Raw genomic sequence first — 18750 nt, forward strand, 5'->3', positions numbered from 1 at the left:
GCTTAAAGAGAATGATTACTCTATGCAACAAATTATGATTCTCAACAAGAACATACTACTGTATACATCAGCAGTATATTGAGAACGTTTTTCTTGCTTTTTCATTTCATATAAACACAATCAAGGAGACCTATCATGGCCCAGATCACCTTACAGGGTAACGCTATTGAAACCGTCGGCAACCTTCCCGCACAGGGGGCTGCAGCACCGGCCTTTACTCTTGTAAAAACAGACCTGTCGGACGTTTCTCTCAGCGATTTCAGTGGCAAAAAGGTAGTACTCAACATCTTTCCAAGCATCGACACATCCGTCTGTGCCGCTTCTGTAAGACGCTTCAACGAGATTGCTTCTCAAAACGACAATACTGTTGTTCTCTGCGTATCTGCCGACCTTCCTTTTGCTCACCAAAGATTCTGTGAGGTTGACGGACTTGATAATGTCGTACCTGTTTCTGTTTTTCGTTCACCTGCTTTTGGCAACGATTACGGTGTTACCATTACAACCGGTCCCATTGCAGGTCTGCTCTCGCGGGCTGTTGTTGTAGTCGACGAAAAAGGCGATGTAGCATACTCGGAGCAAGTAGCTGAGATTACAGAAGAACCAAATTATGACGCTGCCCTTGCAGCACTTGGTTAATCAATACCGACCTTCCCTTTCCGGTCGGCCCGACAAGGGCCGACCGGAACGAGGCAAGTTGCCCTTTTTTGCAGGAACACTTTCTCATTCCTGCTCCCCCATCCCTTCCTCAGCTAGAGACCTCTTTCCAAGCACCTACAACCTGCAGACTGAGTAAATTTGTCATTCTCCCCGAACGTCGTTACCGATGACGAATTCTTTGCATATCCTATAGATAAAACAGGCCTGATCGCAAGTAACAGCCCTACCCCGAATCTCTCACGACCCTTTTCACTTTAAACCCAAATAATTGATATTATTTATTAAAAAGCAATCCTACAATTAACGGTCTGTTTTTCATTTTCAATCAAAAAGTTCCCCCCTTCGGACTACCTGTGCCCCTAAACTGTCATAGCACGGCCCCCAACCATCGAAATACTCATTTTTTGACATCTTCATTGACATATTCAGCAGTATTTCTTACTTATTATGCATTATAAAACTGTTTACTCAACCATTTTTCATGAAAATAGATCCGATCAATATAGCCATCATCAATCACCTGAAAGATGGCCGGGTGCCCTATAAAACCATTGCTGACAAACTCTCCCTTGCCGAAGGTACCGTACGAACACGCATCAGGAAACTCATTGAGGAAGGAATTCTGTCGATCAACGGTCTGGTCAATCCAGAGGCCCTTCCGGACCAACAGGTTGTGATGGTGGGGGTACAGGTAAAAGACATGGATCTGGTCAAAAAAGGAGAAGAATTCAGCAAGCTTAAGGGTGTCATCTCTGTCTGCGTTGTTACGGGTCGGTTTGACCTGATAGTAACCGTCATGCTAAGAAATGACTTCGGCCTCCTTGAATTTTTTACCGAGGAAGTTGCCACCATAAAAAACGTACGGTCTGTTGAGACTTTTGTTGTCTACAAGAGCTTTAATCTCAAAGTACCCTTACCCGGCTGAGCTACCCTTTGGATAGAACTGTTTGCCACCATTAATCATAAGGAGCTGCAAATGAAAACAACACCTCTTCACAGCTGGCACTGTTCTCAAGGTGCAAACATGGGAGAATTCGGCTCCTATGAGATGCCTCTCTGGTATCCTGCCGGGGCTAAAGCTGAACACCTTGCCGTAATCAATACTGCCGGGTTATTTGATACCAGCCACATGGCAGTCCTGACCATTAACGGTAAAGATGGAAGGACCCTCATCCAGCGTTGCTTTACCAAAGACATTGATGCCTGTATCGGCCAAAATAAAACACCTCTGGTCGCCGGCAGATGCGTCTATGGCATTTTTCTTAACCAGGAAGGCGGAGTAATTGATGATGCCATCGTCTATCAGTTCACCGACAACGACTACATGCTGGTTGTCAATGCAGCCATGGGGAAAACCATACAAACGCACCTTGCCGACCACGTGCTTCCAGATGAACAGGTAAATGTTCATGACCTTACCGACCAAGTAGGCAAGATGGATATCCAAGGACCTGCTTCCGGTCGAATCCTTGCCAAAATTATAAAAGACCCGGCAGTGTTGTTTGATAAAATGATCTACTTTTCCTTTAAAGGTTCCTTTGACCAAAACAAACTACCCTTCCTCCAGGCCGAACTACTCGACAACACCCCGCTCATGGTATCAAGAACAGGGTATACGGGTGAATTTGGCTTTGAACTCTTTGTTGCGCCACAACACATTACATCACTGTGGCAACAACTTCTTGAGGCCGGCAAAGAAGAAGGACTTATCCCTTGTGGTTTGGCTGCAAGAGATTCCCTCAGGTCAGGCGCAGGTCTACCGCTCTCCCATCAAGATATCGGCGACTGGCCCTTTGCCGATAATCCGTGGTTGTTCACTCTGCCTCGTGATCCGGATAGCAACAGCTTTACTAAAAATTTCGTGGGAAGAGAAATGCTGGAAAGCATGGCTTCATCCACTTGGACCCTTCCCTTTGCAGGGTATGATCTGAGAAAAATTCCGCTGGGCGAAAAAAGTAAAGTCACAGACCTTGATGGCAACATCCTCGGCATCCCCTTGACCTGTACAACCGACATGGCCATTGACCGTGTTAACCACGCGATCATCAGTCTGGCAAGCAGCGAAGAAGAGGGCAAACCTGAAAATTTTCAACCAAAAGGCCTCTGTTGCGGATTTGTTAAAATCAACACCAAGCTCGATGCCGGCACCCAGGTAATCTTGACAGACGGTAAGCGTAAGCTAAAGGTAGAGATAAGGGAGGATATTCGACCCGGTCGCACTGCACGCAGACCGGTGACCAAAATGATTCCTTCATTATAACGCTGTTTTTATCTACAATATTAGTACATTCATCAAACTAAGCCCTGTTTTACCCAGACAGGAACAACCGGCCTTGCTTCACCCTAATTAATACTGCCTGGAGGTAAACCCTATGAAAGAATTAAACGAATTAAATTTACCCGAGAACCTCGGTTATACAGAAGATCACGAATGGGCCCAAAAGACAGGGGAAACCATTAAAATCGGCGTAAGTGATTATGCCCAGGATCAGCTTGGAGACATTGTCTTTGCAGAACTTCCTACTGTCGGCGACACCTTCAACAAAGGTGATGAATTCGGCACGTTGGAGTCGGTGAAAGCTGTCTCCGAACTCTATATCCCCATGAGCGGAGAGGTTATTGCCATCAATGAGGAGCTGGACGATTCCCCCGAACTCGTTAATGAAGATCCTTACAATAGCTGGATGATCGAAATTAAACCAAGCACTCCAGAGGAATACGACCAACTGCTTTCTGCCTCTGCTTACATGGACCTTCTCAAAGGATAAGCACCATGCGATACCTCCCTCACACCCAGGAAGACATAACAGCAATGCTGCAGGTGACAGGCAACAAGAGTCTGGAGGATCTCTTTTCCGGCATCCCCGACTCCTGCCGCATGACCAATGAATGGCAGCTCCCCGAACCGAAAACGGAGTGGGAGTTGAACGATCATATGCAGGCAATTGCGCAAACCATGAAGGTTGACCAAAACTTCAAGGTCCTGATCGGAGCGGGTAGCAACCATCACCACATCCCGGAAACGGTCAAAGCCCTGATGAGTCGATCTGAGTTCTTGACTGCCTACACCCCTTATCAGCCGGAGATGGCCCAGGGAACACTGCAGGGTATCTTCGAGTACCAGACCCTTACCGCTCGCCTGTTGGGTATGGATGTTGTCAACGCCTCCATGTATGATGGCGCTTCCGCTTTTGCCGAGGCACTTTTAATGGGACTGAGGATAGGCAAAAAGAAAACCAAAGTAGCTGTTTCTGCAGCCATCCACCCGCACTACAGAGCAACCGCAGCGGCCTACCTGCACCCCACAGAATTTGAGTTGATCGAACTGCCTTACCTGGAAGACGGTCGTACTGATCTCAGTGGGCTTTCCGGCCTGCAAGATGTTGCAGCGGTTGCGCTCCAGTCCCCCAATTTTTTTGGCGTGATAGAGGATCTTGCCGGCGCTGCCCAGGCAATCCATGAGCAGCAGGCTCTGTTCATTACCTGTTTTTCGGAACCACTGGCGTATGGCCTGCTCAAAAACCCAGGAAAATGCGGGGCGGATATTGTCTGTGGTGAGGGGCAGAGCTTCGGCCTCGCCCGTTCCTTTGGCGGTCCGGGGCTGGGAATGTTCGGTTGCAGGCAACCCTTTACCAGGAACCTTCCCGGTCGCCTTGTAGGCGAAACTAAGGACCTGGACGGCAAGCGTGGTTATGTATTGACCCTGGCAACCAGGGAACAGCATATACGCAGGGAAAAGGCAACTTCCAATATTTGTTCCAACCAGGGCATTTGTGCTATGACCGCCGGTATGTATATGGCTTCGCTTGGCGGCACCGGCCTGCGTGAACTGTCCCGCCTCAACTATGATAAAGCCCAGTACTTGAAAAATGCTCTCATTGCTCGAGGCGCGCGCCTTTTTTTTGAAGCCCCGATTTTTAATGAATTTGTCGTTGAATTTCCTCACGACTTTCAACCCGCCCATCAACGTTTGCTTGAGCAAGGCATTGTCGCCGGTTTGGAACTTAGCAAGCTGTATCCAGAGCTTAAGGGACGATATCTCTTCGGAATAACAGAAACCACGTCCCGACAGGACATGGACAGAGTAGCAGACGAGGTGCAATCATGAAAAATGGCGTAGGAACCAGCGGCCTGATCCTGGACGAGCCACTGCTCTGGGAAAAAGGAAAAAAAGGCAGAAAAGGCATGTCCATTCCCCACAGTGATGTACCGCAAGCGCCTTTAGACGAGGAGCTGACAGGTACACCCGTAGATTTTCCCGACCTGAGTGAAGTTGATGTGGTACGGCATTACACCCGCCTCTCTCAATGGAATTTCGGAGTGGACAGCGGCATGTACCCACTGGGCTCATGCACGATGAAGTACAATCCAAAAATCAATGAAAAGCAAGCTGCCACACCACAACTTGCAGCAGCACACCCCATGCTTGACGACCAATACTCCCAAGGTGTTCTGCAAATCATGTATGAACTGCAAAACTATCTTGCCGACATAACCGGCCTGGACGCGGTCTCTCTTCAACCAGCTGCCGGTGCCCACGGTGAGCTGACAGGGATGTTGATTTTCAACGCCTATCACCAAAGCCACGATTCCAAACGAACCAAGATTCTCATCCCGGACACGGCTCACGGAACCAATCCTGCCTCTGCAGCACTTTGCGGCTACCGAGCCATTGCTCTCAAATCTAACGAAAACGGCATGCTGGATGCGGCTGATGTCCGTGAACTGATGGATGAAGAAACAGCCGGCATCATGCTGACCAACCCCAACACCCTGGGGCTGTTTGAAGGCCAAGTCAGGCAAATTGCCGACATCGTCCATGCCAAAGGCGGCCTTGTCTATGGTGATGGTGCTAACATGAATGCCGTCCTTGGGGTGGCAGACATGAAAAAGTGCGGGGTCGATGTCCTCCATCTCAATCTGCACAAAACTTTTTCCACACCCCATGGCGGAGGTGGCCCAGGAGCAGGCCCTGTGTGCGTCACCAAAGAACTGGAGCCCTTCTTACCAGTTCCCCGTGCCTGGAAAGACGGTGATATTTACCGCTTGGAACAAGACCGTAAAGATTCCATAGGAAGGGTACATGGTTTTCATGGCAATTTCGGAGTGCTGGTCCGCGCCTACAGCTACATCCTTTCCATGGGGGCGGAAGGATTACGTAAGGCCAGCCAGTTAGCAGTACTCAATGCCAATTATATCCGGGAGCAGCTCAAGGACACCTTCCACCTGCCGTATCCACAACCATGCATGCATGAATGTGTTTTCAGTGACCAACTCCAGAAAGACTATAAGGTAACGACGCTGGACATGGCCAAAAGACTCATCGATTACGGTTTTCATCCGCCGACAATTTATTTCCCTCTGATTGTCCATGGGGCGATAATGATCGAACCGACAGAGACTGAATGCAAAGAGGATATCGATCAATTCATTGCCACCATGAAGGAAATCGCCAGGGAAGCCAAAGAGGAACCAGACAAGCTGCGTAACGCCCCTCAAATCAGCAAGGTCAGGCGTCTGGATGAGGTACAAGCTGCCCGCTGTCCATGTCTTACCGGGCCAACCCTCCCTGCCGAACAATAAGGACGGTGATGCACTCTGCCTGGGTTGAGCTTGGCCTGATCGACTACCAGCAGGCGTACGCCCTCCAGACCAGGCTGGTCACGCTGTGCAGAGGACAAGCCGAGAAGGGCTATTTCCTCATACTGGAGCACCCATCGGTCTTTACGCTAGGCAAAAGAGGCGGTAAGCAACACCTTGGAGTCAGCAACGATTTCCTCAACCGGCAGGGTATCGACCTGGTCCATATCGAGCGTGGTGGTGACATCACCTATCACGCTCCGGGCCAACTTGTTCTCTACCCCATTTTCAGCTTACGCGACAAACGTATTTCGGTCAGCGAGTATGTTTCCCTGCTTGAAGAAGTGATGTTACGCAGTGCTGAGGATGCAGGCGTGAGTGCTTGCCGAAATGAACGGAACCATGGCATATGGGTCGACGATCGAAAAATGGGCAGCATCGGCATTGCCATTCGTCACGGCGTGACCTTCCATGGACTTGCCCTTAATGTGAACCTTGATCTGGAACCATTTTCCTGGATAAATCCGTGCGGTCTGACTGACACGAAAATGACCTCCTTGGCACAAGAAACAGGCACCCCCCTTGACCTGAAAACGGTGAAATTCCACCTCAAAAAACACCTTGCCACCTTGCTTGATCTTCAGTTTGAGGATACCCCCCTGACAGAACTGGTGGCAACCAACGCATAAGAAATGGAAGAAATAAAAAAAAGCGGGAAACCACCTTGGCTCAGGCGAAAACTGCCTTCAGGACCAAACTACGAAAAAATACGGCAACTGGTAAAGAAAAACCACCTGGCAACTGTCTGCCAGGAAGCCATGTGTCCCAATCAGTTTGAATGCTATGGCAAGGGAACAGCTACCTTCATGATTCTAGGCGATCATTGCACCAGAAATTGCAGGTTCTGTGCCGTCCAGCACGGTGCGCTGGGACCTCCTGAAAAAGATGAACCCACAAGAGTTGCCCAGGCTGTAAAAACCATGAAGCTACGCTATGCTGTGATCACCTCCGTGACCAGGGATGATATGCCTGACGGAGGTGCCCACCACTTTGCACAGACAATAGAAGCGATACGTGAATTGAGCCCGGATACGCTGATCGAAGTCCTTATCCCGGACCTGCAAGGTAACTGGGATGCTTTGGATGCCATTATCGAAGCCAAACCTGACGTACTTAACCATAACCTGGAAACCATCAAGCGCCTCTACCCAACCGTACGTCCACAGGCAGTCTATCACCGATCACTGGAACTGCTCCGAAAGGTGAAGGAAAAGCAGGTGACCATGATAACAAAATCGGGCATGATGGTCGGCCTTGGCGAAACTATAGAGGAACTGCAAACAGCCTTTACCGATCTTGCAGATGCTCGTTGCGACATCCTCACCCTGGGCCAGTACCTCCAACCGTCAAAAGATCACCTTGCTGTTGAACACTACCTGTCACCGGAAAAATTTGAACTGTTAAAACAACAGGCCCTGCATTTAGGATTTGCAGGCGTTGCAGCAGCCCCTTTTGTGCGTAGTTCCTATCAAGCGGAAGAACTCTACACTCTAGCCGCCAAAAAACCGGCTGCAGCTTCCTGAGCAAGCTGCAGTGCGCTTAGCAAAAAGGGACCACCACCAACCCGACTAGTCCACCAATCCTTTTTTCTTTAAAAAAGCAAAATACGCATCAACAGTCGGCAAGACACCTGTCAGTGCACTGATTGCCGTCACCTCCGCAGATCCAAGAAATACTTGAGCGCCATCACCCAATCTATTATTAAAATTACGGGTTGAAGTAGAGACAACCGTTGCCCCGGGCTTTACCCTTGCCTGGTTGCCCATGCACAGGCTGCAGCCTGGAATTTCAATCCTTGCCCCGACCTGTGCATACACATTCAGTCCGCCTTCCACCTGCAACTGATCCCGATCCATGCGGGTTGCCGGGGCTACCCAGGTCCTGCCGGCAGCATACGGTTCTCCGGCAAAAAGCTTGGTCGCAGTCCGGTGATGACCAAGATGTGTCATACAGGATCCGATAAAAGCCTCGTCAACAGCAGTTCCTGCCACTTCCTCAAGTTGGCGGACATCGTCTGGGTCATTGGGACAGGCAAGCAGGGGCTGGGTAATCTGTTCCAGGTCAATTTCAAGTACAGTTTTATATTCAGCATGCTTGTCGCGGGTTAAAAGATCCGGCTCTTCCAACCACCCTTCCAGCACTGCAATCCGACGTTCAATGGCTTCCTGCGATTGGTAACCGTCATTCACCAGCTGCTTCAAAAGCGCCACGTTCTCCTTAACATTCTTGACTACCGCCTCAAGAGGCATTGCCAGGGTACAGGCCGCGGCGCTCCTTTCTGCCGAGGCATCGGCCAGCTCAAATGCTTCCTCTACACTTAAATCATCAACGCCTTCAATCTCCAGAATCGTGCCCGCAAAGATATTCTTCTTTCCCTTTTTATCCACAGTCAACAATCCTTGCTGGATTGCTTGATACGGGATGGCATTGACCATATCGCGCACGGATATCCCCGGCAGTCTCTTACCGTGGAAGCGCACCAGCACAGACTCCGGCATTTCAAGGGGCATAAAACCAAGCGCCGCGGCAAAGGCAACCAGACCTGAACCGGCGGGAAAAGAGATACCCAAAGGGAATCGGGTATGGGAGTCGCCACCAGTGCCCACAGTATCGGGGACAAGCATCTTATTCAGCCAGCTATGGATCACACCATCACCTGGTTTAAGAGCCAGGCCCCCGCATTCAATGGTAGTCTCCGTCATCACTTGCCACCGTTCCACATCAGAGGCTTTGGGATAGGCAGCTGTATGACAGAAAGACTGCATGAACAAATCGGCTTTAAATTTCAAACAGGCTAATTCAGCTATTTCCTGCATGGTCATCGGACCGGTTGTATCCTGGGAACCCACTGTTGTCATAGCAGGTTCACAGACAGTTCCGGGAAGAACGCCCTCACAGCCGCATGCACGACCAATCATTTTTTGCCCCAGCGTATACCCCTGGCCTGGAACCGGTTGAGGATTTTCAACTTCCTTAAACAAAACAGGGGGGGTAACACCGAGCGCCTCACAGGCTGAGAGCATCAAATTACGGCCAATGATGAGATTCAAGCGACCTCCGGCGCGGTACTCATCAAGCAGGGTAGCTGGTGCGTCTTTCATAGCAACAACCTGCCCACCACTTGTCTGCATGGACCAGCTCTGCAGATTAATCACCACTTCATCTCCGGTCTTGAGCCCGGTGACATCACACTCAACCGGCAACATTCCTGCATCACGTGCGGTGGCGTAAAAAATTGGGGCAATGGCTCCGCCAAGGATGACACCACCGCTTTTTTTATTGGGGAGAAAAGGGATTGCCTCACCAATGTGCCAGGCCATGGAATTAATGGCCGACTTTCTGGAAGATCCAGTCCCAACCACATCGCCTGCAAAGCAGACCCGCTTTCCTTGAGCTCGAAACGACTGGATGGTTTCCACGCCGTCGGCAAATCTGGTTTTACCAAAATACGTCGCGTGCAAAGGGATATCAGCCCGTGACTGTGCCTGGTTGCCTGGTGAAAAATCATCTGTATTGATTTCTCCATCAACTTTATAGACGGTCAAGACGATTTTTCTGGGTAACTCGGGACGGCAGGTAAACCACTCCGCCGCAGCCCATGACTGTAAAAGCTCCCGGGCATGACTATTCTCTTTTGCAAGCGTTATTATTTCCTGCAAAGCATCATAAATTTTAATCAGCCCCCGTAAGGCAACGGCGGCCTTCGCACTCGTGTCATCAGCTTTAAGCAACCTGATGAGCGCAGCAACATTGTACCCCCCTTCCATGGAGGCCAACATCTCAATGGCAGCATCAGCTGACAGGTGACTGACAACAACCTCTCCCCGGACAACTCGCTCAAGCCAAGCAGCTTTGATCTCTGCTGCTTTACTGACGCCCGGCTCTACTCTTTGGGCAAGCAGCTCAAGGAGATAAAGACTTTCACCATGCTCCTCCATCAAAAGCTCTGTGACTGCCGCGACCTGCTCAGGTCTCAGAGGAAGCGGCGGCAACCCTTTTTGCAGCCGTCCTTCTTCAGCTATTTTATAACTTTCAAGCATTGATTGCTCACCTGTGTTGAATTTTTTCTTACGCACTACCCTTTCGTTGTACTCACTATCTATTAGAGATACCTTCTATTAGCGTTTTTTTCCATACCCCAGACTCCGAAAACAGATGCCTGACATTGCGTAGCCTCAACTTTTCGCACTGCAGCACACTATTTTTATTGCCCTTTTTCCTCATAGATATACGGTGAGCAAGAACTATTTTTCAACACCCCTTCACCCACAGGTTGACTATGCGCTCCCAAGACCAAAATCAAGAGATCTTAAACCAGCCGTTTCAGCTGGCAAAGGTACTCACCATTTCTGTTTGTCATTTTATCCATGATGCGTACTCCAGTTTCCTGGCTCCGCTCCTCCCTCTGTTAATTGAAAAACTCTCCATGTCGCTCACGCAGGCGGGCTTTCTCACAACCGTCACCCAAATACCTGCCCTTATGAACCCTTATCTCGGTATTCTGGCAGATAAGGTGTGCGTCCGTTATTTTATAATAGTTGCCCCCGGGCTGACGGCAATCACAATGAGCCTCATTGGCGTTGCCCCCGGATACGCAAGTCTGGTCGTCCTTTTATTTATAGCAGGCATCAGCGCCGCCCTTTTTCATGTTCCCGCGCCTGTCCTTATTTACCGTTTTGCCGGACAACGCAAAGGCCTTGGCATGAGTTTTTATATGACCGGAGGCGAACTGGCGCGTACGGTCGGGCCACTGGTAGCTATTGGTGCCGTTTCCCTGGTGGGGCTTGAACATATCTCCCCCCTTATGACCATCGGCATCGCGGCCTCATTGCTGCTTTACTTCCGACTCCGCAACATGCCCCTGCCGCCTCGTGCCGCGACCTCTCCCCCATCCATGAAAAGGGCATGGAAAGAATCACGTCATATCCTGAAGCCGCTTTCCGGCATTCTTATTTTTCGCGGCTTCATGCATGCTTCCGGGGCGACCTTTCTGCCAACCTTTGTCAATCAAGACACAGGCAACCTGTGGCTGGCTGGAATCAGCCTCACCGTTTATGAGGCTGCAGGAGTTATTGGCGCCCTCACCATCGGTCCGCTGAGTGATACATTCGGCCGCCGCAACATGTTGCTCTTTTCCCTGCTGTCAGCTCCACCGTTATTATTTTTGTTTATTATAATAACGCCCATCTGGCTCAAGTTCCTTACCCTTTTCGGATTGGGGTTCACCCTCCTCTCCACAACTCCGGTAATGTTAGCTATGGTTCAGGAACATGCGCATCAAAACCCGGCCACTGCCAACGGTTTTTTTATGATGATTTCCTTTTTATCACGTTCAGCAGTAGTTGTGGCGGTTGGCGCAATTGCAGACTTTATCGGCCTTGGCCAGACCTTTCTTCTCAGTGCGGGCCTGGGCCTAGGCGCCATTCCCTTCATCCTGACCCTGCCTCGCAAAGGCACGCAAGAGCCTAAATTGTCAATCTAGCGTTAAAAATAACATTTTACATTATTCTCTTTACAAACTTTTTTTTTACCACTATATTGAGCGATTTTTCTTGCAAAATACAACCAGAGTAACAACGGGCTTATTTATACCAACAGAGCCAGGTGTTACTTTTCAGGGTTTTCTCCTAACCCTGCAGACCTTTTTTAGGCGAACGAAACAAGGAGTTGCAGGCCCACTGTGACTCCTTTTTTATTTAACTGTTAATTTCATCAGAATGATCTGGCGGCCTGCAAGCAGCAACCGAGGACGGCGTAATGAAAAAAGATTTAAGCAAGGTACGTAACATAGGCATCAGTGCCCATATTGACTCAGGAAAAACCACCCTGACCGAGCGTGTACTGTTTTATACCCAGCGAATCCATGCTATTCATGAAGTACGTGGCAAGGATGGCGTCGGCGCCACCATGGACTCCATGGAGCTGGAAAAAGAGCGCGGTATCACCATTCAGTCTGCAGCTACTTACTGCAACTGGAAAGACCATGATATCAACATCATCGACACCCCTGGTCACGTTGATTTTACCATTGAGGTGGAAAGAGCCTTGCGGGTGCTTGACGGCGCAGTCCTCATTCTCTGTTCAGTTGGTGGCGTACAGTCTCAATCCATCACAGTCAACCGCCAGATGACCCGCTATAAAGTTCCACGCATTGCTTTTATCAACAAATGCGACCGTACCGGGGCAAATCCGTTCAGGGTTACCGGCCAGCTCCGAGACAAACTCGATTTAAACGCTGTCATGATGCAGTTGCCCATCGGTTTGGAAAACGATATGGAAGGGATAATCGACCTGGTAACCATGAAAGCCGTTTATTTTGACGGTGACCAGGGAGAAAATATTCGCATCGAAGAAATCCCTGACAACCTGAGAGATGATGCCGAAGAAAAACGTGAGGAACTGCTCGATGCGGTTTCCATGTTTTCCGATGACCTCATGGAAGCCATGCTTGAAGAGGAAGCGATCCCGGAAGAGATGATCCATGAAGCCATCCGCAAGGGCACACTGGCTCTTGAACTTACTCCGGTCCTTATCGGATCCGCCTACAAGAACAAAGGAGTGCAGCTACTCCTGGATGCAGTTAACGGATACCTTCCTTGTCCAACCGACATTGAGAACATCGCCCTTGATCTCGATAATGGAGAAGAGGAAATCGCGGTATCCAACGACCCTGATGACAAAATGGTAGCCTTGGCGTTCAAACTCGAAGATGGACGCTATGGGCAGCTCACCTATATTCGTACCTACCAGGGAACAATCAACAAAGGCGACACCATGATCAACAGCCGTACGGGCAAGAAGGTCAAAATCGGCCGCCTGGTACGTATGCACGCCGACGAGATGGAAGAGATCGAAAGCGCTGGTTCCGGTGACATTATTGCCCTGTTTGGTGTTGATTGCGCATCCGGCGACACCTTCTGCAGCGGTGGGCTCAATTGGTCGATGAGCTCCATGCACGTGCCTGCTCCAGTTATCTCTTTGGCAATCAATCCAGTGGACAATAAGGCTCAGGTCAACATGTCCAAAGCGCTTAACCGGTTCACAAAAGAAGACCCGACCTTTAAAACCTTCGTCGACCACGAAACCAACGAAACCATTATTTCCGGTATGGGCGAGCTTCATCTCGAGGTCTACATCGAACGTATGAAGCGTGAATACAAGGCTGAAGTAGAAGTAGGCGCTCCACAGGTAGCCTACCGGGAAACCATTCTCCAAAAAGCAGAATTCGACTACACCCACAAAAAACAAACCGGTGGTTCCGGTCAATTTGGTCGAGTTGCAGGATACCTCGAGCCTATCGAAGAAAGCGACTACGAATTCGTTGATAATATTGTCGGTGGTGTCATTCCTAGAGAATTTATCACCTCCTGTGATAAGGGCTTTCAAAAATCCCTCGCTAAGGGTACATTAACAGGGTCCCCGATCACTGGAATCAGAGCCGTTATAAATGACGGTAGTTTTCATGCTGTCGACTCTTCTGATGTTGCCTTCCAGATGGCTTCCATTGGCGGTTTCAAGCAGGGTTATGCAAAGGCTAACCCGGTTATCATGGAGCCTATCATGAAGGTGGCGGTTGAAGGTCCCTCAGAATTTCAGGGTGCAGTTATGGGTAGCCTTAACCAGCGCCGGGGTGTGATCATCGGTACTTTTGAGGAAGGGAACTACACTGTGGTCGAAGCAGAGATTCCGCTCTCTGAAATGTTCGGCTACTCAACCACTCTACGCTCTCTGACCCAGGGTAAGGCAGAATTCACAATGGAATTCTCGACCTATAAGCAGGTACCCAAGAGCATCAGTGATGACTTAATTAAAGCATTTCAAGAACAGAAAAAAGATTCGTAACCTTGATGGGTACTGTGATCTAATCATGCAATACTATAACCTTGGTGAGGTAAAATAATGGGATACGAACAACTGGCAAACCAAAATCCGCTGCATTCGCTCAGCATGGGCGAGGAACGAAATCAATTGGGCCTGGTAATGGCCCGTGCAGGCCTGGGCAAGACAGCACTTCTGGTCCAAATAGCACTGGATGCCATACTGCGTGGGGAAAATGTCCTCCATGTAAGTATCGGCGAAACTATCGACAAGACACGTCTCTGGTATGACGACATTTTAAAAGTTATCATCGAAGAGCAAAAGTTCGACAACGCGAGCGAACTCATTGAAATGGTCGCCAAAAACCGGATGATCATGACCTTCAACGAATCTGCATTCAGTAGACCCAAGCTCGAAGAGCGTGTCAACGATCTGGTTCTGCAAAATATTTTCAAACCAAACTGCCTGGTTATTGACGGCTTTGACTTTGTCAACACCGAACGACAGGTGCTCGAAGATATTAAGGACTTGTCTGAAAACATGAATCTGCAGGCATGGTTTTCCGCAATCAGCCATCGTAACGATGATCGTTTTTCACCCACGGGAGTACCTGCTCCATGTCATGAAATAGACGACATGTTCGACACCATCATTCTCCTCAAACCGGAGCCGGATGCAACTATATTGCTGGAAATTATCCGCAACAGCGGTGAAGTGGTTGAAACGGGTAAAGGATTACGCCTTGACCCAACAACCATGATGGTTAAAAAACTTTAATTTCCCTTCAAAGGCTGCCTTTCCAGGCAGCCTTTTTTCATATCCTTATCCGATGCGTTTTCGACCCTGTATCGACCTGCACCAAGGCAAGGTCAAACAAATTATCGGCTCCACGCTCAGTGATGGAGACAATGCCTCACTGACTGTCAATTTTGCATCCCCGCATCCACCCTCTTATTATGCCTCAATGTACCGACAAGACGGACTGGAAGGCGGACATGTTATCATGTTGGGCCCAGGCAGTGAATCGGCAGCAAAGGAAGCACTGCAAACCTGGTCTGGCGGTCTACAGATCGGCGGCGGTATTAATAGTGACAATGCCGGTCAATGGCTCGATTACGGTGCATCACACATCATTATCACCTCTTGGGTTTTCCATAACGGGATACTGGACCAAGAACGACTCGAGTTGCTCATTAAAAAAGTCGGCCGCAAGCGACTTGTCCTTGACCTCAGCTGCCGTTGGCTCAATGATGGTTATTACGTTGTAACTGATCGATGGCAGAACTATACAACTCTAAAAATTAGTCCTCAAATCCTGGAAAAATTGGCAGGATATTGTGACGAGTTCCTCATCCACGCTGTAGATGTGGAGGGAAAGAGTATGGGCATTGACAGAAGGCTGGTAGAAATCCTTGCCCAAAGCACTCCCGTTCCAACTACCTATGCAGGTGGTATTGCCACCATGGATGATATCAACCTGATTCGCTCAGCAGGGAAAGGCAGGATTGATGTAACAGTTGGGTCCGCATTGGACATCTTCGGCGGCACGGGAATAGGTTACAGAGAGCTTGTAAACCTTTTCAAACATGACAAATAGCGACCAAAGCACCTCTTCCGACCAAACTCTCAAGGAAATAAAACTCCTTGTCCCGGACCACCTCTACCGTGCCTTCCAGCGATGCGTGTGGATACTTGTTAACCAAACAGGACGCAGTCAAATCGAAATCATGGAAGAAGTAATTCATGATTTTTTGATCAAGCACGAATGTTGACGATTTCCCTTAAAACGCGTACTCTGCTTGACCAGGCATAACAGGTCACTTATTATAACAGTGTGTTTTAACTATCACTGGTTCCAGAAGAAAAACTGTTCCCCGAACACTAACGGTACCATTTACCCCTTTTCCATACATTGCACGCCCATGAATGACCGGGACAACAAACTAAAAAAAATACGCAATTTTGTCGACAAAATGCCAAGCCTGTCGACTACGGTGAGCAAAGTTCTGGAAATATGCAGTCGTCCAGACACTGCCCCCAATGACTTGAATAAAGTTATTTCATTGGATCCGGTCCTGACCGGGCAAGTTTTGAAGCTGATTAACTCGGCCTATTATTCACTGATGAATAAAGTTACGTCCCTCACCCGAGCCATTATTATGCTCGGTCTGAATACGGTAAAGAACCTCGCCTTATCAACAGCAATTATACGCAGTGTCGATCAAGCAAAAAAAACCAAATCACTGCCCATAAAACATTTCTGGGCTCACTCCATCGGGGTCGGAGTTCTTGCCAAAATGCTCGCAGCTGAGCGTGATGTCCCTTTGGGTGAGCGTGAGGAATACTTTGTTGCCGGCCTACTCCATGATCTGGGCAAAATCCCCTTTGGCGATGAATACAGCGAAGTCATCACCCAAACGCGCCGGCAACAGCGTACACTGGTACATGTTGAGAAAGAATTAATGGAGATCGACCATCAGGAAACCGGCGCCATGATCGCTGAAAAATGGAAATTAAACGAAGCTTTGAGCGATTCGATCTCTTATCACCACGCTCCACTGAATGCGGCTCCTGAAAATCAGGCTTTGGTTGCGACCATTGCCCTTGCAGATTTTTATGTCTGCTTGTTTGACATCGGTAATGCCGGCAACCGTTTTCCTGATCCGGAACAACTGCCGATCTTGCTGGAGCTAACCGGGCTTGATTGGCAAACCATTGCCAGCCTGTCGGAAAGCGTAGAACAGGAGATAAGCAAGGCGGAAATCTTTCTTCAGGTCTAAATGTACTTGAACTCTATTGATTGGGACACTACATGATTAAGGTAAAATTTTGGGGAGTCCGAGGCTCTATCCCCTGCCCAGGGCAAAGCACGATGAAATACGGAGGCAACACAGCCTGCATCGAACTTCGTTTTCCAGAAGTTAATCGCCATATCATCATCGATGCAGGATCTGGTATCCGTGAACTCGCCGGTTATATGCTGCAGCACGATCTTCCCAATGGCCCCATATCAACAGACATCTACCTCTCCCACACCCATTGGGACCACATAATGGGGTTCCCTTTTTTCGTCCCCCTTTATATCCCAGGTTCTTCGATTAAGGTTTACGGTCCTGTTACCTACGAAGATGAACCACTGGAAGCAGTGGTGGGCGGACAGATGAAATACCGCTATTTCCCCGTCAACATGGGTGAGCTTGCTGGTAACATCGAATACCTTCGTCTCAAGGAAGACCCCAATATAGACCTAGGCGACGGCATCACTCTTGCCACAACCATTATCAATCACCCCATCACTGCCTTAGGTTATCGATTCACTTACAAAGGTGCCGTTTTTTGCACCGCCTATGACACCGAGCCATTTCGAAATCTGTTCATCTCAGACCCAGATGATCCGAACTATGATGAGCTCATGGCTCATGAAGGTGAGCTTGCCGCCCAGGAGCAAAACAAAGTTCTGGAAGACTTTTTTTCCGGTGCAGACCTTCTTGTGCACGATGCGCAGTATACAAGAAAAGAATACGAAAACGGCAAAGTTGGCTGGGGCCACACCCCTATTGAAGACGCAATTGCTGCTGCAAAAAGAGCAGGTGTAAAAAAACTCGCTCTTTTCCATCATGACCCTGAACGAAGTGACACAGACCTCGACCACATGGCGGAACTTTACTGTACAGGTGAAAATTCGGAAAAAATGGACCTTTTCTTTGCCAAGGAAGGGCAGGAAATTATCCTCTAATATTGTACCACAATCAGTAATGATTATTGTAGCAGTAATTAGAGAGCAATTACCCACGCAGATTTTACATTTATTTACTATTGATGGACTCGTAAAAAGTCCATCACTCTTTACCAATTACTACTCTACAAAGCCACATGGAACCCATATCTCTTGACTGCATAGGACTTCCCTGCCCCAAACCGGTTCTCAAAACCAAAGAGGCACTTGAACAAGGACACACTCTCATCAGTGTCACTGTTGACAATGAGGCTTCAAAAAACAATGTTACCCGTTTTGGCAGGAACCAGGGGTGTGATGTCTCAGAGACCGTAATGGCAGACGGAAACTACCAGGTGCTTATCCAAAGCGATGGTTCCATCCAGGAATCGATTACAGTTGACAATGATGCTTATCAGTGCGATCTCCCTCACCAAGGTAAAGATTCACTTATTTACGTCATTGCTGCAGATACCATGGGCCGCGGAAGCGATGAACTCGGTTGGGCTCTGCTCCAGACCTTTATCCAAACAATTAAGGAAGTGACCCCTCCGCCAAGCAAAATTCTCTTTTATAACAGTGGAGTGAAACTTGTAGTAGAAGAGTCCGGCGCAATTGAAGCGCTAAAAGAGCTGCAGAACAATGGGGTAGAGATACTGGTCTGTGGAACCTGCCTTGATTTTTATGAACTCAAGTCAGCAATCAAGATCGGTCAGATATCAAATATGTATGATATCATGGACACAATGGTTGGCGCATCAAAGGTTGTCAGCCCGCTATAAATTGATGGACTCGTAGAAAGTCGATCACACACTAAAGATGGCCAAGTACAAACGTTCGATATACAAGGCGCAGCGTTTTTTTCGAGGCTTTGACTATGCATATGGTATGTCAAAGCCTCGGGAAAAACCTGCAACACC

General features: G+C 48.8%; 16 protein-coding genes. 15 read left to right on the forward strand and 1 reads right to left on the reverse strand.

What is annotated here, in order from left to right; genetic code table 11:
* The first annotated feature begins 135 nt into the window (after window positions 1-135).
* From tpx to lipA, 8 genes are all read left to right on the forward strand, one after another.
* Window positions 136-636 (forward strand): thiol peroxidase, encoded by a 501-nt coding sequence (tpx, locus tag JWH17_RS06150; protein WP_205221714.1) that lies wholly within the window; start codon window positions 136-138, stop codon window positions 634-636.
* Window positions 637-1138: 502 nt separating this feature from the next.
* Window positions 1139-1582, forward strand: a complete 444-nt coding sequence (locus JWH17_RS06155) for an Lrp/AsnC family transcriptional regulator (protein ID WP_205221715.1) — start codon at window positions 1139-1141, stop codon at window positions 1580-1582.
* A gap of 51 nt (window positions 1583-1633) precedes the next feature.
* The gene (locus tag JWH17_RS06160) at window positions 1634-2917 is read left to right on the forward strand and encodes an aminomethyl transferase family protein (RefSeq protein WP_205221716.1); all 1284 of its coding nucleotides are present in this window, start codon (window positions 1634-1636) and stop codon (window positions 2915-2917) included.
* Between the two features lie 112 nt (window positions 2918-3029).
* Complete coding sequence (gcvH, locus tag JWH17_RS06165) at window positions 3030-3425, forward strand: glycine cleavage system protein GcvH (protein ID WP_205221717.1); 396 nt, start codon at window positions 3030-3032, stop codon at window positions 3423-3425.
* Between the two features lie 5 nt (window positions 3426-3430).
* Entirely contained in the window at window positions 3431-4765 is a 1335-nt protein-coding gene (gene gcvPA / locus JWH17_RS06170) for an aminomethyl-transferring glycine dehydrogenase subunit GcvPA (protein WP_205221718.1), read from the forward strand.
* Window positions 4762-6240 carry an aminomethyl-transferring glycine dehydrogenase subunit GcvPB gene (gcvPB, locus tag JWH17_RS06175; RefSeq protein ID WP_205221719.1) on the forward strand — a complete coding sequence of 493 codons (1479 nt, stop codon included), beginning with the start codon at window positions 4762-4764 and terminating at the stop codon, window positions 6238-6240. Before gcvPA ends, gcvPB begins: the two co-directional genes overlap by 4 nt.
* A gap of 8 nt (window positions 6241-6248) precedes the next feature.
* Window positions 6249-6926 carry a lipoyl(octanoyl) transferase LipB gene (gene lipB, locus JWH17_RS06180; RefSeq protein ID WP_205221720.1) on the forward strand — a complete coding sequence of 226 codons (678 nt, stop codon included), beginning with the start codon at window positions 6249-6251 and terminating at the stop codon, window positions 6924-6926.
* 3 nt (window positions 6927-6929) lie between these two features.
* Window positions 6930-7820 (forward strand): lipoyl synthase, encoded by an 891-nt coding sequence (gene lipA / locus JWH17_RS06185; protein WP_205221721.1) that lies wholly within the window; start codon window positions 6930-6932, stop codon window positions 7818-7820.
* 45 nt (window positions 7821-7865) lie between these two features.
* Here the strand turns inward: lipA and JWH17_RS06190 are convergent, their stop codons facing one another.
* Window positions 7866-10337 carry a bifunctional aconitate hydratase 2/2-methylisocitrate dehydratase gene (locus JWH17_RS06190; RefSeq protein WP_205221722.1) on the reverse strand — a complete coding sequence of 824 codons (2472 nt, stop codon included), beginning with the start codon at window positions 10335-10337 and terminating at the stop codon, window positions 7866-7868.
* A 239-nt stretch (window positions 10338-10576) separates the two neighbouring features.
* Between JWH17_RS06190 and JWH17_RS06195 the strand changes: the two genes are divergently transcribed.
* The 7 genes from JWH17_RS06195 (at window position 10577) to yedF (ending at window position 18612) form a co-directional block, all read left to right on the forward strand.
* Window positions 10577-11779: an MFS transporter gene (locus tag JWH17_RS06195; RefSeq protein WP_205221723.1), complete on the forward strand. Its 1203-nt coding sequence runs from the start codon at window positions 10577-10579 to the stop codon at window positions 11777-11779.
* 275 nt (window positions 11780-12054) lie between these two features.
* Window positions 12055-14139 (forward strand): elongation factor G, encoded by a 2085-nt coding sequence (fusA, locus tag JWH17_RS06200; protein WP_205221724.1) that lies wholly within the window; start codon window positions 12055-12057, stop codon window positions 14137-14139.
* Between the two features lie 57 nt (window positions 14140-14196).
* Window positions 14197-14892 carry a hypothetical protein gene (locus tag JWH17_RS06205; RefSeq protein ID WP_205221725.1) on the forward strand — a complete coding sequence of 232 codons (696 nt, stop codon included), beginning with the start codon at window positions 14197-14199 and terminating at the stop codon, window positions 14890-14892.
* A gap of 52 nt (window positions 14893-14944) precedes the next feature.
* A complete protein-coding gene (gene hisA / locus JWH17_RS06210) occupies window positions 14945-15712 on the forward strand; it encodes a phosphoribosylformimino-5-aminoimidazole carboxamide ribotide isomerase (RefSeq protein WP_205221726.1) in 768 nt (255 codons plus the stop codon).
* Window positions 15713-16037: 325 nt separating this feature from the next.
* Entirely contained in the window at window positions 16038-16895 is an 858-nt protein-coding gene (locus JWH17_RS06215; RefSeq protein WP_205221727.1) for an HDOD domain-containing protein, read from the forward strand.
* A gap of 32 nt (window positions 16896-16927) precedes the next feature.
* Window positions 16928-17851 (forward strand): MBL fold metallo-hydrolase, encoded by a 924-nt coding sequence (locus JWH17_RS06220; RefSeq protein ID WP_205221728.1) that lies wholly within the window; start codon window positions 16928-16930, stop codon window positions 17849-17851.
* Between the two features lie 137 nt (window positions 17852-17988).
* On the forward strand, window positions 17989-18612 hold the full coding sequence (gene yedF, locus JWH17_RS06225; RefSeq protein ID WP_205221729.1) for a sulfurtransferase-like selenium metabolism protein YedF: 624 nt from the start codon (window positions 17989-17991) through the stop codon (window positions 18610-18612).
* Window positions 18613-18750 lie beyond the last annotated feature (138 nt).

It is taken from the genome of Desulfogranum marinum (genome assembly GCF_016918565.1).
GTDB lineage: Bacteria > Desulfobacterota > Desulfobulbia > Desulfobulbales > Desulfobulbaceae > Desulfogranum > Desulfogranum marinum.